The organism is Bacillus sp. C1 (genome assembly GCF_054570475.1).
The window spans coordinates 170,728-194,074 of record NZ_JBTMZT010000004.1; the positions used below are offsets into that span (position 1 = coordinate 170,728).

General features: G+C 36.9%; 22 protein-coding genes, 1 other RNA gene and 1 riboswitch. Of the genes, 5 read left to right on the plus strand and 18 right to left on the minus strand.

From position 1 onward, the window contains the following. Window positions 1–419: 419 nt before the first annotated feature. The 3 genes from ACX5JI_RS14675 to ACX5JI_RS14685 form a co-directional block, all read right to left on the minus strand. A complete protein-coding gene (locus ACX5JI_RS14675; protein ID WP_459501776.1) occupies window positions 420–1,814 on the minus strand; it encodes a DUF4179 domain-containing protein in 1,395 nt (464 codons plus the stop codon). Then, window positions 1,784–2,344, minus strand: a complete 561-nt coding sequence (locus ACX5JI_RS14680) for a sigma-70 family RNA polymerase sigma factor (RefSeq protein ID WP_459501777.1) — start codon at window positions 2,342–2,344, stop codon at window positions 1,784–1,786. The genes ACX5JI_RS14675 and ACX5JI_RS14680 overlap by 31 nt, the downstream gene beginning before the upstream one ends. A gap of 119 nt (window positions 2,345–2,463) precedes the next feature. After that, window positions 2,464–2,859 carry an SET domain-containing protein gene (locus ACX5JI_RS14685; protein WP_459501778.1) on the minus strand — a complete coding sequence of 132 codons (396 nt, stop codon included), beginning with the start codon at window positions 2,857–2,859 and terminating at the stop codon, window positions 2,464–2,466. A 133-nt stretch (window positions 2,860–2,992) separates the two neighbouring features. Beyond that, window positions 2,993–3,052, plus strand: a riboswitch (Fluoride riboswitch). A 52-nt stretch (window positions 3,053–3,104) separates the two neighbouring features. Here ACX5JI_RS14685 and crcB (ACX5JI_RS14690) point away from each other — a divergent pair. After that, window positions 3,105–3,533 (plus strand): fluoride efflux transporter CrcB, encoded by a 429-nt coding sequence (gene crcB, locus ACX5JI_RS14690; protein WP_459501779.1) that lies wholly within the window; start codon window positions 3,105–3,107, stop codon window positions 3,531–3,533. Then, complete coding sequence (gene crcB / locus ACX5JI_RS14695; RefSeq protein WP_459501780.1) at window positions 3,530–3,892, plus strand: fluoride efflux transporter CrcB; 363 nt, start codon at window positions 3,530–3,532, stop codon at window positions 3,890–3,892. Before crcB (ACX5JI_RS14690) ends, crcB (ACX5JI_RS14695) begins: the two co-directional genes overlap by 4 nt. A 44-nt stretch (window positions 3,893–3,936) precedes the next feature. On the opposite strand, the gene ACX5JI_RS14700 is transcribed toward crcB (ACX5JI_RS14695), so the two are convergent. From ACX5JI_RS14700 to ACX5JI_RS14725, 6 genes are all read right to left on the minus strand, one after another. Next, window positions 3,937–4,734 (minus strand): cell wall hydrolase, encoded by a 798-nt coding sequence (locus tag ACX5JI_RS14700; protein ID WP_459501781.1) that lies wholly within the window; start codon window positions 4,732–4,734, stop codon window positions 3,937–3,939. Between the two features lie 326 nt (window positions 4,735–5,060). Continuing rightward, window positions 5,061–5,465 (minus strand): phosphate-starvation-inducible protein PsiE, encoded by a 405-nt coding sequence (gene psiE, locus ACX5JI_RS14705; protein WP_459501782.1) that lies wholly within the window; start codon window positions 5,463–5,465, stop codon window positions 5,061–5,063. Between the two features lie 268 nt (window positions 5,466–5,733). Next, the gene (locus ACX5JI_RS14710; protein WP_459501783.1) at window positions 5,734–6,648 is read right to left on the minus strand and encodes an NERD domain-containing protein; all 915 of its coding nucleotides are present in this window, start codon (window positions 6,646–6,648) and stop codon (window positions 5,734–5,736) included. 297 nt (window positions 6,649–6,945) lie between these two features. Further along, on the minus strand, window positions 6,946–7,818 hold the full coding sequence (locus ACX5JI_RS14715; protein ID WP_459501784.1) for a YitT family protein: 873 nt from the start codon (window positions 7,816–7,818) through the stop codon (window positions 6,946–6,948). A gap of 678 nt (window positions 7,819–8,496) precedes the next feature. Beyond that, window positions 8,497–9,552, minus strand: a complete 1,056-nt coding sequence (locus ACX5JI_RS14720) for a DUF5105 domain-containing protein (protein ID WP_459501785.1) — start codon at window positions 9,550–9,552, stop codon at window positions 8,497–8,499. A 929-nt stretch (window positions 9,553–10,481) separates the two neighbouring features. Beyond that, the gene (locus ACX5JI_RS14725; protein WP_459502041.1) at window positions 10,482–10,913 is read right to left on the minus strand and encodes an Lrp/AsnC family transcriptional regulator; all 432 of its coding nucleotides are present in this window, start codon (window positions 10,911–10,913) and stop codon (window positions 10,482–10,484) included. Window positions 10,914–11,080: 167 nt separating this feature from the next. Here ACX5JI_RS14725 and ACX5JI_RS14730 point away from each other — a divergent pair, with 167 nt between their 5' ends. From ACX5JI_RS14730 to ACX5JI_RS14740, 3 genes are all read left to right on the plus strand, one after another. Beyond that, complete coding sequence (locus ACX5JI_RS14730; RefSeq protein ID WP_459501786.1) at window positions 11,081–11,662, plus strand: beta-class carbonic anhydrase; 582 nt, start codon at window positions 11,081–11,083, stop codon at window positions 11,660–11,662. A 34-nt stretch (window positions 11,663–11,696) separates the two neighbouring features. Further along, complete coding sequence (gene cynS / locus ACX5JI_RS14735; protein ID WP_098474169.1) at window positions 11,697–12,146, plus strand: cyanase; 450 nt, start codon at window positions 11,697–11,699, stop codon at window positions 12,144–12,146. 127 nt (window positions 12,147–12,273) lie between these two features. Continuing rightward, window positions 12,274–13,554, plus strand: a complete 1,281-nt coding sequence (locus ACX5JI_RS14740; protein WP_459501787.1) for a purine/pyrimidine permease — start codon at window positions 12,274–12,276, stop codon at window positions 13,552–13,554. Between the two features lie 154 nt (window positions 13,555–13,708). Here ACX5JI_RS14740 and ssrA read toward each other — a convergent pair. The 9 genes from ssrA to eno all read right to left on the minus strand — a co-directional run bounded on the left by ssrA (window position 13,709) and on the right by eno (window position 23,342). After that, window positions 13,709–14,067: a transfer-messenger RNA gene (ssrA, locus tag ACX5JI_RS14745) on the minus strand. A 128-nt stretch (window positions 14,068–14,195) separates the two neighbouring features. After that, window positions 14,196–14,663, minus strand: coding sequence for an SsrA-binding protein SmpB (gene smpB, locus ACX5JI_RS14750; RefSeq protein WP_459501788.1), 468 nt, complete (start codon window positions 14,661–14,663; stop codon window positions 14,196–14,198). Window positions 14,664–15,007: 344 nt separating this feature from the next. Next, window positions 15,008–16,189 carry a hypothetical protein gene (locus ACX5JI_RS14755; protein ID WP_459501789.1) on the minus strand — a complete coding sequence of 394 codons (1,182 nt, stop codon included), beginning with the start codon at window positions 16,187–16,189 and terminating at the stop codon, window positions 15,008–15,010. Between the two features lie 489 nt (window positions 16,190–16,678). Next, entirely contained in the window at window positions 16,679–19,093 is a 2,415-nt protein-coding gene (gene rnr / locus ACX5JI_RS14760) for a ribonuclease R (RefSeq protein WP_459501790.1), read from the minus strand. Between the two features lie 324 nt (window positions 19,094–19,417). Continuing rightward, complete coding sequence (locus ACX5JI_RS14765; RefSeq protein WP_459501791.1) at window positions 19,418–20,158, minus strand: alpha/beta hydrolase; 741 nt, start codon at window positions 20,156–20,158, stop codon at window positions 19,418–19,420. Between the two features lie 183 nt (window positions 20,159–20,341). Then, a complete protein-coding gene (gene secG / locus ACX5JI_RS14770) occupies window positions 20,342–20,575 on the minus strand; it encodes a preprotein translocase subunit SecG (RefSeq protein ID WP_459501792.1) in 234 nt (77 codons plus the stop codon). Between the two features lie 92 nt (window positions 20,576–20,667). After that, window positions 20,668–21,360 carry an LrgB family protein gene (locus ACX5JI_RS14775; RefSeq protein WP_459501793.1) on the minus strand — a complete coding sequence of 231 codons (693 nt, stop codon included), beginning with the start codon at window positions 21,358–21,360 and terminating at the stop codon, window positions 20,668–20,670. Continuing rightward, on the minus strand, window positions 21,357–21,725 hold the full coding sequence (locus tag ACX5JI_RS14780; protein ID WP_459501794.1) for a CidA/LrgA family holin-like protein: 369 nt from the start codon (window positions 21,723–21,725) through the stop codon (window positions 21,357–21,359). The genes ACX5JI_RS14775 and ACX5JI_RS14780 overlap by 4 nt, the downstream gene beginning before the upstream one ends. Before the next feature lie 324 nt (window positions 21,726–22,049). After that, window positions 22,050–23,342 (minus strand): phosphopyruvate hydratase, encoded by a 1,293-nt coding sequence (eno, locus tag ACX5JI_RS14785; protein WP_459501795.1) that lies wholly within the window; start codon window positions 23,340–23,342, stop codon window positions 22,050–22,052. Between the last annotated feature and the right edge of the window lie 5 nt (window positions 23,343–23,347).

The following is a 23,347-nucleotide window of genomic DNA, read 5'->3' on the forward strand; positions in this document are numbered from 1 at the left end:
GCTATATCGTTTTCCATTCTTAAAACCATTCTCCTTATTCTCTTCCATTCCGCTTACAAGTTCATTCACTACACTACTTGTAATACCATGCTGAAAATAAGTAGGTAATCGGCCACCACATAGATTACCCGAATAGTTTAGTAAGATAGCTTCTATCTCTATTTTATCAAAAAATCACGAAGAAAACTTTACCTTCAAAAAATTCCCTCTATCACGAAATGCAAGCTAGAAAATCTCTACCTTTACAAAAGTCTATTATATCGCATGTCAACGTGAAAAAATATGTTTAAAGAAGGAACTTTTCAAACTGCAAAGAATGTCTGTGTTTTGTCATATCAAAAATAAATATGAAGAAGCTGTAAATCATTTGTAATATGCAAAAAGATGCCTACTTATTTAAAGTGGCACCTTTTTGCATATTATTTTAATTGAATTCGAACTGGTGGTAATGGTTTTTCGGGATGATATGGTGACATCTCTACTTCTAATACATAATCCTTTAAACTAAAATTCTTTACACCATATTCTCCGTCTAACTGAAACGTTGCCTGGAATTGTAATTTCTCCTTATTTAACACCTTCACATCGCTTCCCTTTATAACATGACCAATTGGCGCAAACTCTTCATCTAAATAAGAAGAATCTGTTACATTCATAACTTCTCCGTAATTTATCAATTCATCCATAGATATCTGCTTTGTATCAACATTTTGAAGCGTATACTGCACGATCAATCGCTGTTTTTTCTGTTGAATTTTATTAACAATCATCTTGAAATCACTACGAGTACTTTTTATTTCAAATGGTGTTGCTTCATTCAATACATGTATAGGTTGCTTCTCCGACAACCTTACATTTGGATGTAGCGTAATATATTCTGCATCATTTGGGATTTTCCCAAAAATAGACCGTTCATCAGATTCTATCCGATTCCCAACTTTGTTTCGCCCAAATTCAATACCCGATGTTTTAAAATCAATTTCATTTCCTTTATCATCCGTCACTTTTCCAATTCTCGCTAAATCATTTTCGCCTATAAGTGGATAAATGGCTTTATAGTCGATCGCAACGGATCCTTTTCCAACTGTAATCTTTTCAAAGTTAAATGTATGTTCTTTATCTTCACTACTTACTGATTGCTGCGGCGTAATGATTTTATTTTCTAATTGCTGCACTGGAATATCAAACTTCCAAATCCCTTTTGTGTCTCCAATAGATGTAATCGTAATCGGCAATGTTGTATTTTGCGGAAGCTCTTTTTCTGGATAATCAATATGGATGTTACCAAGCCAACCGTCTTTAGTTATCTTCCCATTAAATGAAGCTGCACGCCCCCATTTCGGACTGTCATCAACAAGTTTAAAATCATAATAAAAATCTCTACCCGAATTATTTTTCATTACTACTTCATCTGGATTATCTACTTTAAATGTAATCCCAATTCTGCCGCCATCATAATACACGCTATTCATCGTTACACTAATCCCATTGCTCACTGCTTGCTGATTTAACTCTGTTACAAGCTTGCTTGCCGACAGATTTTGACCAATTGAATCATGAAAATGCGAATAAATTTTCCCAATGAGCGGAACTTCTGCTAATACACGAGTCATTTGCGGGAATACAAATCCCGACCCTAGTACACCAATACATATTGAAGCTGCTGTTAACAAAGCGATTTTTCTTTTCTTATGTATCTTTTTCACTGGTTTTTCTGCCTTCGCTCTAGCTATACCTTGCTTGATAGACAAATTCAATTCCTGCTTTGGAACTTCAATTTTATTTACTTCATCATGAAACCACTGTTTATCCAATTCTCGTCACTCCCCCCTAATATTTTTTTTAGCAATTGTCTCGCTCGATATAAATATGTTTTTACTGTTCCATCTGGTATGTTCATTTGCCAAGCAATTTGTTGGATTGGAAGATCATGATAATAATATAAAATGATTACAGTTTGATAATTTTCATCCAACCTTTGAATTGCTCCCTGCAAATCAATATTTTGTTCAATTTGATATACTGTATTTCGCAAATCACCATATGTATTTGTTTCTCTTCCGTCTTCTATCTTCTTCACTTTCTTCTTCTCACCTAGTAACTGATAAGCATTATGTATAAGAATACGCGTTAACCAAGTTAGAAAATAGTTCGGTTTCTTTAACTGTTCTATGGATAGATATGCTTTATATACTGTTTCTTGTACAACGTCTAGTGCATCCTCTTTATTCTGTACATATATATATGCAGTGCGATACAACTGATCTTGATATAAACAAATCAATTGCTCAAAAGCCTCATCGTCACCTTTTTTTGCTTTTTTAACCAATTTTATTTCATCCATCGTATCCCTCCTTTCACTTATTAGATAACCGACTGGTCTATTTGGTTTCAAAAAATTATATTTTTATTCCATACAAAAGAGCACATCCAATGGAATGCGCTCTTTTCATGTGCCCTATACTATTTATCGTTTTCTTCTTTTTCTTTATCAAACCATAGTAACTCATCGTCATCAACTTCACCGTTATAGTTGATGAGTATCTCTTCCCCTGCTTTTATATCCTTGTAAGCAAAGAAGTTAAACGTATGATTCTCAAACACGATTTCATACGTCGCATTCGGCGTGTAAGAATGGTTAAATAGCATACCGTACCCTAAAAGGATTGCAGTATGGTTCACTCCATACTCAAATGCATAATCAGCAAGTAACGTTTTCTCTATGAAAACATGCTCCTCATTCGGATAAGAAATAACTGGCGCTGCGTGTATAAGTTCACCTTTTTTTATATCACGCGTCGCAAATACACCTCTATTGAATTCTCCATCGCTAAGTGTGGAAGTCTTTATTTCGATCATATTCTTCACCTATACATTTCTTTCTCTGAAATATTTTATCTTCTTAAGCTTGGCAGATAATGAGGAGAAAAGCAATTCATTACAGACATATTCATTAGAAATCCTCAAAAATATTTAGTACACTAATATTTGAAATACATACGGCGACGGAGTTCGCCATAACTGCTACTTAGCTAATGACTCCTACCAGTGTATCAAACTGGTAGGAGTCTATTTTTCGAGCAATCTATAGAAGAGGTGAAACAATGGTATATATTATTGTTGGGATAGCAGGAATATTAGGCGCCCTATCTCGTTACTATTTAGGAATAAGCATCGGTTTGTTTTGGCATCATCCATTTCCACTCGCTACACTGTTTATTAACTTAGTTGGCTGTTTTTTATTAGGTTGGATCACTACTTATATTTCTCGATTGAAACTACTTCCTGCAGAAATCGTAACCGGAATCGGAACGGGGTTTGTTGGAGCATTTACTACTTTTTCTACTTTTAGTGTTGAGACGGTTACATTCATCAATCATTCAGAATGGACTTTTGCGATTGTATATGTAGTATGCAGTGTATTAGGTGGCCTTTTCATGTCTGGATTAGGTTATAAACTTGGAGATATTTCATACGAAAAGCGTACACAAAAACAGCCCTTCTCACTGTCAAAAGGAGGTACGAAACAATGACAGGATATTACGCTTTATTCGTAGCAATTGGGGGTTTTTTTGGAGCTATTACACGTTTCGGAATTAGTAATTGGTTCAAGAAAAGAAACGCCACCTCTTTTCCGGTTGCTACATTTCTCATTAACATAACAGGTTCCTTTTTACTTGGCTATCTACTTAGTAAAGGAATTAGTGCAGAATGGCAACTATTATTAGGAACAGGATTCATGGGAGCCTTCACTACTTTTTCTACTTTTAAATTAGAATCCATTCAACTATTCACCACTAAAAAATTAGCGACACTCTTTTTATATGTAAGTGCTACTTATACGATTGGTATTCTCTTCGCATTTCTTGGAATGAAATTAGGGGGCATATAACAAAAGGATCGTGACTAAAAAATCACGATCCTTTTGTTATATCATTACTTCGCAAACAAATGATTACCAATTTCAGCAACTGTTTGGCGTGTCGTAATCCATTTATCGGTAGAAGTTTTTGGATTATAAAAATATACCCAATCAGAATTCGTTCCCTTCGTAGAAATCGCTTCTTCTACCGCCATTCTCGCTTCACGTGTTGCTGGCTGATTAATCCTTCCATCCGTAACAGGTGTAAATGCATAGCCATATTTAATAGGCTCATAAACTACATCTGTAATTGTATTTGGAAATCCATCTGCATCTACACGATTTAATATGACTTTCGCCACTGCAACTTTTCCTGCATAAGGTTCCCCGCCAGCTTCTGCCGTTACGAGGCGAGCCATTAAATCGATTTCTTTTTCCAAAATCCCTGTCGTAATAATTAAATGCTGACCTGCATAAATTCGGTCCCCATTTGTACCATTAGCTTGTCTAATTGCTTCTATTGATACATTATACCGCTTTGCAATTGCTTCTAATGTATCTCCTCTTTGAACTTGATAAACAGCTTGAAGTGAATGATTTGTAGCTGTTTCATTATTTTGAGAGACTGATTCACTTGATGTAGTAGCAGTTGGAATGTTTAAACGTTCGCCAACATAAATTCGATCATTCGTTTTATTATTCGCTTGTTTAATTGATTGAATAGATACCCCGTATTGTTTACTAATACTCCAAAGAGCTTCATTCTCTTTAACAGTATGAACCGTTGCAGCCTCAGCCGTCCCTTGGTTAGATACTAGTGTAATTGTTGCAGCAGATAAAGGTAACAAATTTTTCAACTTATGTAATTTCATTCGAAAACCTCCTGAAAACATTTGAAGCATACATATTTACGAATAAATATAAACACATATGACTATTTATTCTATAATTACAATCTACCTACTTATATAGTACCAAATTAAACAGGACACGTCACCACTGTATATAACTGCATCTTTTAATCTTAATATAGTTAATATCCCTATTAAACATATTTCACCTTCAAATTTTATATTCATTTATTATTCATTTTATTGTAATTTTAAAATATTAATGAATACATTTTCATCCCGTATTAGCAACCCATTTACATAAGAAAAAAGTAGCACAAACCAATTACTCAGTCTGTACTACTTTTTCAATGTTTTTTCAAATCCCTCAAATTAGATATATATAAAGCAACCACTAAAATGAGAATAGATCCTGCATATAATAATGTTTCAAATGGCTCTTCATGAGAAACAATAATCAATCGAATAAGAGCTGTAATTCCTATATAAATAAAATAACGTAACGGAAAATGATAATTCGATTTAAAGTACTTAATAATTAATGCGATAAATTCAAAGTATAAAAAGTAAACAATAATACTTTCAACTAATTTATATGATGTATATTTTTTTGCAGAAAATATGTATTGTACAAATGTAATGGTTTCATTAATTAAAAAGATAGATAGAACAATGGATAATATAATAAGGGCTATATTTAATATCCATTGTAAAACGCTAGCAATAAATTCATCAACATTAAATGATTTCATTTCTTTTAACACTCCTTTATAGGTGAATCGTACTCAGATATTATAGCAAAATTATCCCGATATATATATTCGGGAAACGTTAACTCTATATACCTTACATTAACGATTTTTATCCCACTATTTGCGGGCAGTAAGACCCCACCTCAAGATTCAGAAAAAAGCAAGGAAGATAGGCAACCCGTAAAAGCCCGATTAGTGAGGGCTGGTTAAAGTTTCAATTTATAAGAAAGCGAAAACCACTTCTACTACTTAAGAAGTGGTTTTCTTGCTATTCCATAAGCGTTAAATCATACTTTCTCCCTTTATTCTCACCTGTATAAGACAACTCCATCATGTGAATTAATCTTCTCACTACTGAACTCGATTCAATATTTAGAAATTCTTTCAGTTCTTTATTTGTAACAGTCGTTCCTAAAAGAAGCGCATAATCTTGCATGGCATATTTGTGTGCTTCTTTCGAAAACGTGTTACACTCCTTACACTGCCATCCAGATTTTATTTTAGCCATTGAAATAAACAGACACTCTGGACATTGCACACCTCTTATTAATTCATCTTTCGCAACACTGTATTGCTCAAGAATATTTGGCTGTAACGGAAAATGTTCCGCCATAATATGCTGTACTAATTTTTGTTGTTTTTTTGCTGATAACCATTTTTTTACATACACACTTTCTAACTGCTTAATTCTATTTGGAAGATTTGCGCTATGAGTAATTTTTTGAGGAAGTTCTTGATTATGGAACGCTGCTTTAACAATTGTATGCGGTTTACTAATTACTACGAGGGATTCAATTGGGAAGTTTGAAAATCCATGTGAGTGTAACCATGCCCGCAGTTGTATTTCCTGTCTTTTAATTTGTAACATTGGATCTGGAAACCCCTCTGAATTTTGTTCGGATATGCGGATAAGTTGATTAAACTCAGTATCAAAAAGTAATGTACCCGTCATATTTTTAATTTCTAGAAAAAGAATGAAACGTGTGGATACGATAAGGGTATCAATTTGAAAGTAATGTTTCTGATCAAACAGTCGTACATCATGTAAAACACTGTACTCTTGATCCGGTAGAAAGCTTAGCGGATAATCTATAGCTTCTTCACCTTTATAACCCGCCATATATTTTGCAAATTTTTCAGCGATTATATCCCTTTTCGGATGATTAACGGGCAACCTCCTCAATAATGCTTCTAACTAACGCAAATAAATCGGCTTTTTCCGCTCTTTTACAATCATTTCAAGCACCCCTTTAAAATATATCAGCGATTTTTTAAATATATCGATCGTTTCTCATCATATATCTGCGCAAATTGAAATATATCAGCGATTCGACACAACATATCAACCATTCGACAAAAAACACTACACTTTTAAATTATACATATCCACATTGCGACTATAAAACATAAAAAATCACCTTTTCGTCAAACGAAAAAGGTGATTTTTTGCGAGACTATATTCAAGTTGTCTAAGCTATTATTAATGAATATCATGCTTTTTGAAATTTCCGCCCTTTACTTCAGCTACGTCATATACCGTAACAAAGGCACTTCCATCAATTTCATGAATGATTTCTTTCATTTTACTTTCTTCTAAACGGTTAATTACACAAGTGATTTCTTTAAATTGTTCCTTTGAATAACCGCCGTACACTTCATTATACGTTGCACTTCGACCTAAACGATCTCGAATCGTTTCCACCATTAATTCTGGTTCCTTTGTAATAATCTTAAATGTTTTAGAACCACTTAAACCAACTTCAACGATATGAATGACTTTCGAGGCAATAAAGTAAGCAATTGCCGAAAGAATAGCCCCTTGAAGGCCAAACACTGTTGAGACAACAATGAAAACAAACATATTTAAAAATAAGATAAGATCACTTGTCCCAAAAGGTAATTTTCGAGAAAGTAATACAGCTAACATATCGATTCCATCTAATGCGCCACCATTACGGAGTGCTAGTCCCATCCCAAAACCGATGATAATCCCACCGACAACGGTAACTAATAACGTATCACCTTCAATAATTGTGTGTACGTTGTGCATAAGAACCGTACCGACCGCTAGTGAGGCAATACCGATAACCGAATAAATAGCAAAATTTTTACCAATTTGTTTATACCCTAACCAAACGAAAGGGATGTTAATGACTGCAATTAGAAGTCCTAATGGCAATCCAAATAATTGCGAACTCACGATACTTAAACCTGTTACACCACCGTCTGAAACGTTATTTGGGATTAATACCGCTTCTAATCCGTATGCTGTTATAAATGCCCCAATCATAATCATTAATACCCGTAAAATGATTTTTAGCTTATTGGGCTTTCGTTTTTTGATTGTACTCATACCATTCCTCATTTCAAACTATTTTCTCTGTTCATTCCTACACATTTTTAGCCAGCTAGGTTTATTCCTACTAACTATTCTACCACATTGCCATCAGAATACTTATTGGAATGTTTCATCCCTAAAAACAGAAATATTCATACTATTTTTGGAGGACACTGAAAAAGTCCACTTCATAAGAAAAAAGGAGTTCATCGCCTACTATATAGGTGATGAACTCCTTTTCGTTTTTTTGTATGCTGATGTAATATGAAGTGTTTTTTCAATGACTTTCATTCCTCGCTTTAATTTACAAAAATGCAACTTACTTTTAAAAACTTTGCTACAAGCTCTTATTTAATGTGATCGATTAATTTCTTTATAAGGAATAAACCCAACAAAAATCAGGCTCGCAATACAACGATCCTGTAGTATATTTCCGGGCTACTTGACGTTCGCTATACCTCCTTATTAAGAAAGGATTAGGTTTCAAGACCTAATCCTTTTCATACATTTATTTTTGTTTTACTAACCGAGTATCATCTTTTTCCTTACCGTCATTCAATTCGAGTTTACCATTTTATTGAAAAACATATGTGAATTTTACAATAATGGTAAATGAACAGACTTCGTTTATAACACCATCAGGTATTACGTTAACTTATAAGAGGTACATATCCTAACAAAAAATGTTTATGATTATTTAATAAATACTTTCATAATTTGATCTGCAAAGGTTGTATCTAAAGTCCATTGATTTTCCCCGTGTTTCAGCATAGTAATTTTAACTGTTTCTTCCGTATCACTGGTTCTTGCTTCCGGTATTAACTGTACTGCATAATCGAATAATTTCTTCGTCAACTCTTCTTTGGTGATATTTGGGTTTTGATTTGCGATTGTCATCGCTTCACTTTGAACTCTAGATCTCAACTCGTTCAACATAATTGGTTTTGCTTTTAGTTCAACTTGAGCTCGATCTCCATCTAGGGATACTACCTTCGTTTCGAATTTTACATTTTTTTGAAATGCTGTTTTTAAAGTTTTATAGTAATTTAACATCCCTTGCTCATCAATTTGATTGTTAAATATTCTTTCATTTGTACTTTTAAAAGAAGATTCTACGCCTTTCACAAACGCAGTACCATCTTCGCCTGATAAATCATTAATTTTATCAGAATCTTTATCGTAGAAGGCTGCATTTAAATATGCATTCAGAGCCTCAGCTGGTCTTTGTAGCTCTTTTGCTTTTTTCGCCAATTCTTTTCCTTGGATTTTAAATGAAATTTTCTCTTCTTTTTCTTTTTCCGGATTCATAATGTACTTTTTATAAACTAATTCATAAGAAGACGAATCTTTCACATCATAATAAATGGTTCCAGATACTTTCTTCCCGTTATCGACATCTCCTCCTTTTAACTCACTTGGATCTGCCGTATAATAAAGGTTCGTTTTTTCATCTTTTTGGTATAGTGAAAAATCTTGTGGCAACATTTTAATTACCTTATCCCCTTTATTTTTCAAACTCACCTTCACTTTTAAAATTCTATCATTTGTTTGTTTCGCAAATTGTCCTGGTAAGACAAATTCCGCACTTTCTAATTTCAGCTCAATATTTTGTGATTTTCCCGTATCCCCAACTTCATATACCTTATTCTCTTTTACTTTCGTTGAGCTTTTGGATGAATCACAGCCACTTACAAAACCTACTGTAAGAATAGCCGCAAAACACACACTCATAAACTGCTTAATCTTCATGCTGCATTTCCGCCTTTCCCCTTAATAATTCTAAGAATTTCTTCAACTCCCATTTTATAACAAAATTTAAAGGTTTGTACATATCTTAACTTTAACTTTCATTCAAGATTAATATTAAGTGATTATCTTTTTTCCTCACTGGTTATCAGCCTTCTGAACCGAACTTTTACGAACAGTTGATTCTTCTTTTATCCCTTTGAAGACTGCTGTGAAATTCTTAATTTGAAATAAACAAAACGTAAATATTTTCAACTCACACTTCTTATAAACGGTTAAACTTTTTTCAGTTCTGTTGCAAAGTTTTCTACATGAAGCTACATTCTAGAAAACAAGATCTAGGAGACTCAAACATGAGGTATTTTAAAGGAAAACAATTCAAGAAAGATATTATTTTAACAGCTGTCACTTTACCTATAAGTTGGCCGCAGTTGGAAGCGTAAGTTGACCAGAAAACACTTATTTTGTAGGTGATTATCTAATTATTCAACGGAATTAGAAGCATAAATTGGCCGTGAATTCTACAAAACAGCAAATAAAAATACCTATAGCAACATAGGATATTCAAAATTACTATCTTATTCATTAGAATCTTTATATGATAAACCCATTAACTCTAACAAAAGTGTCTTTGTATAATAACTTAATGATAGGAGAGCTATTCTACGGTAGCCTTTGTGACTTCCGTAGAATAGCTCTTAAAGAAATGGGATGTATACCTGTTATTAATCACAATTGTTTATGATTCCCTTGCAAAAACTGTCTCCTGTTTCCCTCAACAATTCAGCCCAATTGTTGAATAGAATGACTCGCATTTTTCAAACAACTTTAAAAAGCCTTACTATCCAAGATAAAAAGTTAACGACTTTATTATCTCTATACAAATAGGGATTAGCAAATAACGTTACTATCCCCTCCGAAGAAAAGAAACCTTATTTTAACTTTCCTATTGATAGGTTAACACGATAATTCCCATACTTTAATAGTCGCCCTAGAAAGTTATCCAATTCTTCATTAGAAGCAAAATGTGTTTTTAATAGATAACATCCTTCACCACTTATACGATGTACTTCAGAAATTCCTTCTTCTTTTTGAAAGAAATTCATAAACTCTTGGTGATTAGCTGTTGTTACAAACAAAGTAACAAATGCAGTCACTATTTGTCCTAGTTTGATTCGGTTTATTGCGATTGTATATTGTTCAATAATCCCTAAATCCTCTAATCTCCGAATTCGATTTCCTACAGCCTGCCCCGTCATATGTATTTTTTGACCAAGTTCTTTCCATTGTATTCTTGAGTTTTCTCCTAATAATTTCAGTATCTCAAAATCTGTTTGATCAATGATATAAACCAATCCTTTCACCATGAAAGTAGAAAGCCAGAAAGTGTTTCGCCAACTTATTCTGCTTATCGATACAATTCACTATACTTAGTTTATCCTCTTACATCACATTGTTTATCAGTTATATTTACTTATAACACAGAGGACACAACAAAAAAATACATCTAGATTTAAAGGAGGTTACAAATATGTTATTACAAGATATTTTATCGTTCAATGAACAATTTGTAGAAAACAAGGAATACGCTCCTCGTGAAACGACAAAAATGCCTAAAAAACGTATGGTTGTTGTTTCTTGCATGGATGCTCGTTTAATTGAGCTACTTCCAAAAGCTTTAGATATACACGATGGTGATGCAAAAGTTATCAGAAATGCAGGTGGTAAGATTGCTTCTCCTTTCGATAGTGTTATGCAAAGTGTTGTAGCATCAGTATATGATCTAAATGCAGATGAAATCTTTCTTATCGGACACCATAGATGTGGTGCGAGTCAAACTAATCCAAAAGGAACACTTCAAAAAATATTAGATCGTGGAGTAGCTTCACCAGAAATTTTATCAGCTATTGAATATGCTGGTGTTGACCTTGAAAAATGGTTATTTGGATTCGATGATGTCTGCGATTCAACTCAAGCTAATGTTGATTTAGTAAGAAATCATCCACTTATTCCCAAAGATGTTCCTGTACATGGTTTAGTTATTGATCCTCACACAGGTAAATTAGATTTAGTAGTTGATGGATATAAAGCATTAAATGATATGGAAAATTAATTATTATTACTTAAATGAAGGGAAGTTATTAGATATGAATAGACAAGAAGCTACACAAAAAATTATGGAAGCAAAAATTAAAAAAGGTTTAACATGGGAAGAAATTTCAAAAGTAAGTGAAAACTCTGAGACTTGGGTTGTAACAGCGTTATTAGGACAAGCTACAATGACACGTTCAGAAGCAGAAAAAATCGGTAAACTATTAGAATTAGATGAAGAAGTAGTTCAAGCATTAACAGTAGTTCCACTTAGAGGTCAAGTAATGCAAATGCCTCCTACTGACCCAATCTTATATCGATTATATGAAATGATGTTACAATACGCACCAACTCTTAGAGAACTAATCTTAGAAAAAGCTGGCGAAGGTGTAATGAGTGCAATTAACTTCAATCTAGGTGTGGACACACAAGAAGATCCAAAAGGTGGCGATCCTCGTATTGTTATTACACTTAACGGGAAATTCTTACCATTCCGTACATGGTAATTAATTGAAAATCTATCTATACAATTAAAATAATTTATAGTTCTAAAAAAATCCATCCTTTTTAATCTAACTGTGTAGAAAGGATGGATTTTTACTATGAGATTCTTTTTCGGCAAAGGAGAGTAATATGAATAAAAAATATTTTGATACGAGCTTTAGTATTCTACAGTGGTTTGTGTTTCTATTAGCAAATGCAATTGCATTGCCTATCATTATTGGTGGCATATTCCATTTATCAATAGAAGATATCTCAACATTAATGCAACAAACTTTTTTAGTTATGGGAGTAAGTTCATTTATACAAGCATGGTTTGGGCATCGCTATCCCATTGCAGATGGTCCAGCCGGTTCATGGGTAAGTATATTTGTCATATTGGGACAAGTCGCTATGCATCAGGGACAAAGTGCAAAAGATGTATTACAACTTTTAGAAGGCGGATTAATTATTGCAGGTATATTACTCTTCGTCTTTGGTATAACAGGGCTTGTGCATCGAACCTTACGTTTATTTACACCTTTGGTTACAGGAACTTTTCTTTTAATCTTAGCTCTTCAGCTTAGTGGTGTGTTACTAAAAGGAATGATGGGATTACAAGGATCTGTAACTCAACCTGATTATACAACAGCTACTATTGCGCTCTTTGCTTTTGCCCTTATTACTTTTTTATCAATTAAAGGGAAAGGATGGATGAAAAGTTACGCTGTGTTAATCGGAATTTCATGTGGTTGGCTTTTGTATGCTTTATTAGGAAAATCATCTCATATGCCTTCTCACACACCGTTAGTTAAGTTACCAGAGATATTTGCTTGGGGCACACCTAGATTCGATATTGGAATGACTCTAACTGCAACTTTATTTACATTTCTTTTAGTTGCGAATACGATTGCTGCTATTTCGGCTGTAAAACAAGTGGCTCCGTTATCTAAAGAAAATGAAAAGCAAACACTGAATCGTGGTGTATGGGTCGGAGGTATATCACATATTATCTCGTCGTTGTTCTCTACAATTGGAATTGTACCATTACCTGCATCAGCAGGATTTATTCAACTAACAGGACAAAGAAAAGTGAAGTCGTTCCTTATAGCAAGTCTTATATTAGCAGGAATTTCTTTTATTCCCTCAATTGTAAGCTTTATATCCTTGCTACCAGGTCCTATTGCTAATGCTGCACTTTTAGCAACATTTGTCCAAATAATAGGAATTTCATTTCAATCGATTTTACGTGAAGAATTAAATCAACGTCGATTAACTATATTAGGAATTTCATTATTAATCAGTTTGGGAATAATGTTTCTTCCAGAAAGTGCATTTAGCGGAATTCCTCCTTCCTTACAATATGTTTTAAGTAATGGATTACTCGTAGGTACCATGATTGTCATTCTACTGGAACAGTTTTGGAAAGATTAAAGTATTTATATGCTTTTTTATAAAAAGGAGTATTAGAAGGTTTAACTTGGTGGAAGCATAAATTGACCGTAAACTAAAAGAAGCATAAGTTGGCCAAAACGGCCATCTTATGCTTCTTGTTATATACAAAATAAAAAAACCACCAAATATGTATTGGTGGAGACGGTGGGAGTCGAACCCACGTCCAAAGATATTGCCACTTAAGCTTCTACGAGCATAGTCGATATATTGGCGTTTCGCAAACTTTTCGGCCTATCGACAGGCTTCCAAGCTGCTAGTCTGATTGTTCTCTTCCTTCGCCCTCAGACGGCGAACTCCGGCGTAGTCCACTTAGTTTGAGTCCCTTACCCTACCACATGGACGATGGAGGGAGGAACCGCTAAGCTGTATTAAGCAGCTAAAGCGAAGTTGTTTTGTTGTTTGCCAGTTATTGGCTTTGACGTTTTAACGAGGCCGATCCCCTCGACTCGCAACTTAAGCTCAAACTACCCCTGTCGAATCCGTAACGTCCCCATATAAGAAATGGAGCATACGAAGTATATTCGTGATAGCTACTTAATGAGCTGTTTTTCAATGTTCAACTGGCCTTACAAAAATTATTATATCATACGTTTCTCATTTTACAAATGTAAATTTCTGTATTACATCTTTTGACGATCGCGGAACGCACGTGCAATTTCACGCTTTGCTTCTTTCTCTTTTAAATCATGGCGCTTATCATATTGTTTCTTACCTTTTGCTAAACCAAGTGCCATTTTTGCAAATCCATTTTTCAAATAGATTCTAACTGGAATTAACGAATAACCAGTTTCTTTTGCATAACCCATAAGCTTTTCAATTTCTTTTTTATGAAGAAGTAATTTTCTTGTACGAAGCGGATCATGATTGAAACGATTCCCTTGTTCATACGGACTAATATGCATATTATATACCCATACTTCACCATTATGTATACGTGCGAACGCATCCTTTAAGTTAACACGCCCAGCGCGAATTGCCTTAATTTCCGTTCCTTGAAGGACAAGTCCTGCCTCGTATGTTTCTTCGATAAAATAATCATGAAATGCTTTTTTATTTTGTGCGATTACTTTCCCTTGACCTTTTGGCATGTCTCTTGCTGCCTCCCTCCATTTTGTACTATTGTAGCAAAATATAGCAGAAGAAGCTACTGATCAAACATAAATAAGGATTCCTACATAACTTCTCTTATTCTTCTCGTACATTCCTTTCTTATCATCCACTATCCTTATACTTACTCTAAATGAAATTTGGGCTATCACTAAATCTATCCAAACAAAACAAAAAAATAAAATATATCCCTTATAGTATTATTTGTTCGCTGCCTAACATTTTATAGATAGTAACCGAATGAAAAATAAGAGATTTTTCTCATACATATAAGGAGGTAGACAATGTCTAAAGATAAGGACAGAAAAAAGAGTCCCTATTGTAATTATTTTTGTCCATTTCCGCTTCCACCAATTGATCCCACTTGCCGCATAGGGCCTACCGGGAGCACGGGTGCGACTGGTAATACTGGGTCTACTGGCAGTGCCGGATCTACTGGCAACACCGGACCCACTGGCAATACTGGGACTACTGGCGACACTGGACCTTCTGGTAACACTGGACCTTCTGGTAACACTGGACCGACAGGCGACACCGGACCCACTGGCAGTGCCGGATCTACTGGCAACACCGGGACTACCGGCAATACTGGACCCACTGGCAGTACCGGATCTACTGGCAACACCGGGACTACCGGCAATACTGGACCGACTGGCAACACCGGGACTACTGGCAATACTGGACCCACTGGCAACACCGGGACTACTGGCGACACCGGAGCTACTGGCGGCACTGGACCGACTGGCAACACTGGGACTACCGGCGACACTGGACCGACTGGCAACACTGGGACTACCGGCGACATCGGGCCCACTGGCGACACCGGGACTACCGGCAATACTGGACCCACTGGCAACACCGGGACTACTGGCGACACCGGAGCTACTGGCGGCACTGGACCGATAGGCAACACCGGACCTGCCGGCGACATCGGGCCCACTGGCGACACCGGGACTACCGGCAATACCGGACCCACTGGCAGTGCCGGATCTACTGGCAACACCGGGACTACCGGCAATACTGGACCCACTGGCAACACCGGACCCACTGGCAGTGCCGGATCTACTGGCAACACCGGGACTACTGGCAACACTGGACCGACTGGCAACACTGGACCGACTGGCAACACTGGGACTACCGGCGACATCGGGCCCACTGGCAGTGCCGGATCTACTGGCAACACCGGACCCACTGGCAACACCGGGACTACTGGCGACACCGGACCCACTGGCGACACCGGACCCACTGGCAATACCGGACCGACTGGCAATACCGGGGCGACAGGCAACACTGGACCGACTGGCAACACCGGGACTACCGGCGACACCGGACCCACTGGCGACACCGGACCCACTGGCAATACCGGGGCGACAGGCAACACTGGACCGACTGGCAATACCGGGGCGACAGGCAACACTGGACCGACTGGCAATACCGGGACGACCGGCAACACTGGACCGACTGGCAACACTGGACCTAACATAACCGCTGATAGTGCCCGTATCATTAATGCTGCCGGACAAAATGTCGCTGATGGAGCAGCAGTTCCCTTCGCGACTAATGCTGAAATTAATGGTACAGCGATTACACATACAGCAGGATCTACTGATATTTCGTTATCACCTAACCAAACATACTGGATTTTTTTCGAAGCTGAATCTGGTGTAGGAACTGGTACTGCAGAATTAGAATTTCAATTAAATGGAGCTATAGTTGGCGGAACACAATCTAGAGCAACAAATCAAACGGGTGGGAGTACAGTATCTTTATCGTCAGGAGCCGTCCTTACTACTGGTGCTGCGCCGAATATATTAACGTTAGTTAATAATGCAGGTGGCGTTAGAACAATAACAGGAGCGAATGTCAATATAGTAAGGATTCAGTAAAACCAACACGATATAGACTACAGCAACTATTCTTTTTACGTTTCACTATGTAATGAATCTTAAAAAAGATGGTTTCAGCACAATCATACTGAAACCATCTTTTTTATTTCTTACTTACGTTTTTTCTTTTTCTTCTTAAATCCTGGTACATTTTCAAAGAATGGCTTTTTCTTTTTACCATTGCCATCTTTTTGTCCCGGGCGGCCGGATGCTTTCCCTTGTCCACCACGTTCGTGTTTGCGTCCGCTACCGCGTTCATTGCCACGTGCGCTACCACTACGCTCGTTATTACGTTCGGCGCGACCATTGCGTCTCTTCCTACCACCTTTTGGTTGTTCAATAACAACTGGGCGATCTTTGAATTTACGTCTTGGTGTTCCTTTCATACCGACGATTTCAAAATCAATTGCGCGCTCATCTTTATTTACGTTAATAACGCGAATTGTAATTTCATCACCGATGCGGAAGACATTCCCTGTACGCTCACCAATCATCGCGAAGTGTTGCTCGTCATAACGGTAGTAATCATCCGTTAAATAACTTACGTGAACAAGACCTTCAATTGTATTCGGTAACTCTACGAATAAACCGAAGTTTGTGACAGAGCTAATCATACCGTCGTACTCTTCACCAATTTTATCAAGCATATACTCTGCTTTTTTCAGTTCATCTGTTTCGCGTTCTGCTTCAACAGCACGGCGTTCCATATTAGAGGAATGCTCTGCGATCTCCGGCAATTTTTCACGCCACTTCGCCTGTGTTTCATGATCAATTTTACCGTTAATAATATATTCACGAATCAATCTATGAACAATTGTATCTGGATAACGACGAATTGGTGATGTGAAGTGTGTATAGAATTCAGTTGATAAACCGAAGTGTCCTAAGCTATCTGCATCGTAACGTGCTTGTTTCATGGAACGAAGCATCACTGTTGAAATCACGACTTCTTCAGGTTGTCCTTTTACCATTTCAAGAATTTGTTGCAGCGCGCGAGGATGTACTTCATTCGCACGTCCTTTTACCGCGTAACCGAAGTTTGTTACAAATTCGAAGAAACGCTCTAACTTATCTTCTTTCGGATCTTCATGGACGCGGTACATAAACGGTACGTTCATCCAGTGGAAATGCTCCGCTACTGTTTCGTTGGCTACAAGCATGAATTCTTCAATGAGTTTTTCTGATACAGAGCGATCACGCATTACAACATCCGTTGGTTTACCCTCTTCATCTACTAATACTTTTGCTTCTTTAAAATCAAAGTCAATCGCGCCGCGTCTCATGCGCTTGTCACGTAAGATTTGCGCTAATTGTGCCATTTCCTTAAACATTGGTACTAACGGCTCATAACGCTCCATTAACGCTTCGTCTTCATCTTCTAAAATGCTTCTTACATCTGCATATGTCATACGCTCTGTTGTTTTAATTACACTTTGGAAAATCTCATGACTAACAACATCACCAAGGTGATTGATTTCCATTTCACAAGATAGTGTAAGACGATCAACTTTTGGATTTAATGAACAAATTCCGTTTGATAAACGGTGTGGAATCATCGGGATAACACGGTCTACAAGATACACACTCGTCGCTCTTTCCGCTGCTTCCACATCAATTGGAGAACCTTCTTGGACATAATGGCTTACATCCGCAATATGAACGCCAAGTTTATGGTTACCGTTCTCAAGCTTTGTTACGGTTACCGCATCATCTAAATCTTTTGCATCTGCACCATCAATCGTCACAATCATTTGGTCGCGAAGGTCTCGGCGATCCTTTAAATCTTCTTCTGAAATCGTTTCTGGTACACTGTTCGCATGTTCCATCACATCTTCTGGGAATGTTAGTGGTAGGTGGTTTTTATGAATAACAGATAAAATGTCTACACCTGGATCATTTTTATGACCGAGAATTTGAATTACTTCGCCTTCCGCACTTAAACGATCCTGCGGGTAACTTGTAATTTTCACAACAACTTTATGACCTTCTACTGCACCCATCGACGCACTTTTCGGGATGAAAATATCACTTGTCCAGCGCTTATTATCTGGAAGTACAAACCCGAAATTTTTTGACTCTGTATATGTACCAACTAACTCCTTCGTACCTCTTTCTACAATACGAATAATTGTACCTTCTTGGCGCGATCCACTAGTTTGTGAACTAATACGAGCTAATACTGTATCACCATGAAGTGCACCATTTAATTCTGTAGGTGGGATAAAAATATCGTCATCCCCAGTTTTCTTCTCTTCTGGAACAACAAATGCAAAACCACGTGCATGTCCAATTAATTTACCGCGCACTAAATTCATTTTCTCCGGAAGACCGTAGCGATTGCTGCGCGTACGCACAACAAGTCCCTTTTCCTCCATCATAACAAGTGCCTTAACAAAATCTTTAAAACCTGCGGAATCTTCAATCCCAAAAGCCGATTCTAATTCTTGTATCGTTAGCGGTTTATACGCTTCTTCTTTCATAAATAATAACAACTTATCAATATGTTCTTGAATGATCTCTTCCAAGCACAAATACCTCCTTTAAATCCTCATATTATCTAGTGTATCCGAAAGGTGAACGATGTATAAAGTGAAACTTCTATAAACACCTATTTTTCACCATTTATTCTCTGCATCATGCTCCTATTAAAAGCTTCTTTCTATATAAATCCTTTTTGCTTTTCAAACACCTAAGTCGCGGTTATGAAAATAAAAGAAACTCTCCACTTTTTGTTTTAACTCCGCATAGGGCTAATAAAGGCCCTGACCGCTTCTATCCTCGGGCGGATCCTCTCTTCCCAACCTAAAAAATGCTTTTAATTCCCTATGAAAAAAAGAGGCAACTAGATCTTACCAATCTAGTTGCTCCAAGAAGTTATATACATCTTCGTGTAGCTCATCACGCTGCTTATCAAGCGTAATGACATGCGTAGAGTCTTCATACCACTTAATGTCTTTCAACGTGGATTCTACACCGTTATAAATAATATTTGCACTGTCTGTATTAATCATTTCATCATGACGTGCTTGTACAACAAATGTTGGCGCATAAATCATGTCAACATTATTGCGAACATCACGAATTAATTCTTGCAGTGCTTTTAACGTATTCATTGGTGTCTTTTTAAATTCCATCATTTCTTCTGCAATTTTCTCTGGTGACTTCTGTTCACGTTTTTTATATTCACGAGCATATGCCAGTATCCCTTGGTACATAATCTCTTCACTCTTAATGTACATTGGCGCGCACATTGGGACAACCCCTAAAATTGGTAATGTATAAGAAAGTTTCAACGAGAAGACACCACCAAGTGATAGTCCAACAGCGGCGATTTTCTCATATCCTTGATCTTTCAAATGTTGATACGCAGCCATAACGTCTTTCCACCAGTCTTCAGGACCTGTATGAACAAGCTGTTCTGGCGGTACACCGTGTCCTTTATAAATCGGGGCGTGACAAGTATAGCCTTTTTTCTCTAAAAAACGCCCAAGCATACGTACATCAGCTGAATTCCCCGTGAATCCGTGTAGTAATAAAACAGCACGGTCCCCGCCTTCAAATGTAAATGGTTTCGGAGATGCTAATTTCATCATCATCTTCTCCTCTTTCTCTTCTGTAATCTAGTCGTATTGTTTCTATATATTCCTTAGTTTACCATAGTTCCATTTCCATAATCTAATTAGAAACTTTTTCTACATAATAAAAAAGAAGAACTATTCACACGAGTGTGCAAACACTTCTTCTTTTCCATATCGTTAAAAAGCAAGCCTTTACTATATGCTTAAGTACGTAACACCAATTGTTAGTGCGAAAAACAGTACAGCTACAACTACAGTAATACGGTTTAATACCGCTTCAATTCCACGTGCTTTTTGCTTACCAAATAATTGCTCTGCACCGCCTGAAATTGCACCTGAAAGGCCTGAACTATTACTAGACTGCATAAGTACTAAAACAATCATGAAAATCGATACAACAATAAGTAAAACTGATAATAACGTATGCATCGGGCGTTCCTCCTACAAAAATTCAGTTAATCCAACTTTAGCACAAATCCAATAGAAAAGCGAGAGCTGTTCGCCGCTCTCACTTTTCTTCATTATATAAACAAACCTGCAAATAACGGTCCGAGCAAACAAGTTAAAATTGCAGTTAATGTCATTGTTACCGATCCAATAACACCTTCATGTTCATTATTTTTCATTGCTCTCATCACACCCATAATATGTGATGCGCATCCAAAACCGATTCCTTTACCAACAGAGTTTGTAACGCGGCTCCATTTCAATAGAAGCGGGCCTGTAATGGTTCCTGTAATCCCAGCGACAACAACGAATGCCGCCGTTAACGATGGAACGCCGCCAACTTGCTCTGATACACTCATTGCAACTGGCATTGTTACTGATTTTGGTAAAGAAGATAAAATTAAGCTTTTATCTGTTCCCATAAGCGTCGCGATTACTAAGTCACTTGCAATCGCAACGGTTGTTCCGACTAATACACCACCTGCAATTGGTATAACATATTTTCGGAGCACATGACGCTGTTTATATAGTGGAATTGCAAATGCTACTACACCTGGACCAAGCAATTTGGAAATCCAGCCACCACCACTTTGCATATATGTTTGGTATGGTATATCCAACACAAGTAATAAAATAATCATAAGTGCCGTTGCTACAATCATTGGAATGGTAAATGGTGTTGGCAATACTTTATAAATCTTTTTCGATAATTGATATAATAGCACTGTAAGAATAACCCAACCAATTCCGATTAATATTTGGCTCATCTCGTCTCTTTTTCCTTTCTATTCGCAAGATATTGTCCTGTATGTCCTGCGACAATAATAATTAAAAATGTACTCGCTACAACCGTAATGAAAAGAGAAATTCCTTTATCCATAAAAAAAGCACCGTAATTCATTAAACCAATTGTTGGCGGAATCAATAAAAACGGCATAATAGCAACGAGTGTTTCTGCTCCTACATCAAACCATTTCACAGGAAGAACTTTAAGGCTTAATAAAACAAGTAACAAAAACATCCCAATCAAGCTTCCTGGAATTGGAATATCCAACATTTCTTGCACCCATGTTCCAATCATGTAAAACACGTAAAGAGCGGCAACTTGAACAATAATCTTTGTAAATTTCATGTTCATCATCCCTCATGTTTATACGATCTTCTATTTTCTATTCTTATCATAGTATAAAATGTAAAAACCTGCAATTTATCAACTTAATGGAAAAAATCGCATTTTTTATACGCTTACACCCTTGGTATGACTGAATTTACCATTGAAAATTACGTCAAAAACATTGACCTAAAAATAAAAGTTTTTATTTTCTGAATTTTAACGTTTATTATTTCGATATAACAAATACAGAAAGGTATTCTATTCACTGAGAAAAAACATATATATATTTGTGAACAAAAAAACAGACCGTGATTTCTCACGGTCTGTCTTTATTTTCTACAATTATTTTTTTAAGTTGTAGAAAGATTTTAAACCATCGTAAACAGCGATTTCAGCTAGTTCGTCTTCGATGCGTAATAATTGGTTGTATTTTGCAATACGGTCAGTACGGCTCATAGAACCAGTTTTAATTTGGCCAGCGTTAGTTGCAACTGCGATGTCAGCGATTGTAGCATCTTCAGTTTCACCAGAACGGTGAGATACAACTGCTGTGTAACCAGCACGTTTAGCCATTTCGATTGCTTCGAAAGTCTCAGTTAAAGTACCGATTTGGTTAACTTTAATTAAGATTGAGTTAGAGATACCTTTTTCGATACCTTCAGCAAGTTTTTGCGTGTTCGTTACGAATAAATCGTCACCAACTAATTGAACTTTTTTGCCAAGACGGTCAGTTAATAATTTGTGACCATCCCAATCGTTTTCGTCTAAACCATCTTCAATAGAGATGATTGGGAAGTCGTTGCAAAGACCTTCGTAGAAATCAACCATTTCTGCAGAAGTCATGCTGCGGCCTTCGCCTGTAAGATCATATTTACCAGTTTCTTTGTTGTAGAACTCAGAAGAAGCAACGTCCATTCCTAATAATACGTTCTCGCCAGCTTTGTAACCAGCTTTTTCGATAGCTTCAATGATTACTTCTAATGCTTCACGGTTAGAACCAAGGTTTGGAGCGAATCCACCTTCGTCACCTACTGCAGTGTTAAGACCTTTGTCATGTAATACAGCTTTTAATGCATGGAATACTTCAGCACCCATACGGATTGCTTCTTTGAACGTTGGAGCACCAACTGGTAAGATCATGAACTCTTGGAAGTCAACGTTGTTATCAGCGTGAGAACCACCGTTGATGATGTTCATCATTGGAGTTGGTAATTGTTTCGCATTGAATCCACCAAGGTAACGGTATAATGGAAGACCTACGAAGTCAGCTGCTGCGTGAGCTACTGCCATAGATACACCAAGAATAGCGTTAGCGCCTAATTTACCTTTGTTTGGAGTGCCATCTAATTCGATCATAGCACGGTCGATACCAGCTTGGTCAGTTACGTCAAAACCAACGATTTCTGGAGCGATAATTTCGTTTACGTTATCTACTGCTTTAACTACACCTTTACCAAGGTAACGAGATTTGTCACCGTCACGTAATTCTACTGCTTCATGTTCACCAGTAGATGCACCACTTGGTACGATAGCGCGTCCGAATGCGCCGCTTTCTGTGTAAACTTCTACTTCTACAGTTGGGTTACCACGAGAGTCAAGGACTTCGCGAGCATAAACATCAATAATTGTTGACATAATAT

Coding starts and splice junctions, on each gene's coding strand:
- ACX5JI_RS14680 (WP_459501777.1), bottom strand. CDS start 2,344: ATGGATGAAATAAAATTGGTTAAAAAAGCAAAAAAAGGTGACGATGAG.
- ACX5JI_RS14685 (WP_459501778.1), bottom strand. CDS start 2,859: ATGATCGAAATAAAGACTTCCACACTTAGCGATGGAGAATTCAATAGA.
- crcB (WP_459501779.1), top strand. CDS start 3,105: ATGGTATATATTATTGTTGGGATAGCAGGAATATTAGGCGCCCTATCT.
- crcB (WP_459501780.1), top strand. CDS start 3,530: ATGACAGGATATTACGCTTTATTCGTAGCAATTGGGGGTTTTTTTGGA.
- ACX5JI_RS14700 (WP_459501781.1), bottom strand. CDS start 4,734: ATGAAATTACATAAGTTGAAAAATTTGTTACCTTTATCTGCTGCAACA.
- psiE (WP_459501782.1), bottom strand. CDS start 5,465: ATGAAATCATTTAATGTTGATGAATTTATTGCTAGCGTTTTACAATGG.
- ACX5JI_RS14715 (WP_459501784.1), bottom strand. CDS start 7,818: ATGAGTACAATCAAAAAACGAAAGCCCAATAAGCTAAAAATCATTTTA.
- ACX5JI_RS14720 (WP_459501785.1), bottom strand. CDS start 9,552: ATGAAGATTAAGCAGTTTATGAGTGTGTGTTTTGCGGCTATTCTTACA.
- ACX5JI_RS14730 (WP_459501786.1), top strand. CDS start 11,081: ATGTTATTACAAGATATTTTATCGTTCAATGAACAATTTGTAGAAAAC.
- cynS (WP_098474169.1), top strand. CDS start 11,697: ATGAATAGACAAGAAGCTACACAAAAAATTATGGAAGCAAAAATTAAA.
- ACX5JI_RS14740 (WP_459501787.1), top strand. CDS start 12,274: ATGAATAAAAAATATTTTGATACGAGCTTTAGTATTCTACAGTGGTTT.
- smpB (WP_459501788.1), bottom strand. CDS start 14,663: ATGCCAAAAGGTCAAGGGAAAGTAATCGCACAAAATAAAAAAGCATTT.
- ACX5JI_RS14755 (WP_459501789.1), bottom strand. CDS start 16,189: ATGATACGGGCACTATCAGCGGTTATGTTAGGTCCAGTGTTGCCAGTC.
- ACX5JI_RS14765 (WP_459501791.1), bottom strand. CDS start 20,158: ATGAAATTAGCATCTCCGAAACCATTTACATTTGAAGGCGGGGACCGT.
- secG (WP_459501792.1), bottom strand. CDS start 20,575: ATGCATACGTTATTATCAGTTTTACTTATTGTTGTATCGATTTTCATG.
- ACX5JI_RS14775 (WP_459501793.1), bottom strand. CDS start 21,360: ATGAGCCAAATATTAATCGGAATTGGTTGGGTTATTCTTACAGTGCTA.
- ACX5JI_RS14780 (WP_459501794.1), bottom strand. CDS start 21,725: ATGAAATTTACAAAGATTATTGTTCAAGTTGCCGCTCTTTACGTGTTT.
- eno (WP_459501795.1), bottom strand. CDS start 23,342: ATGTCAACAATTATTGATGTTTATGCTCGCGAAGTCCTTGACTCTCGT.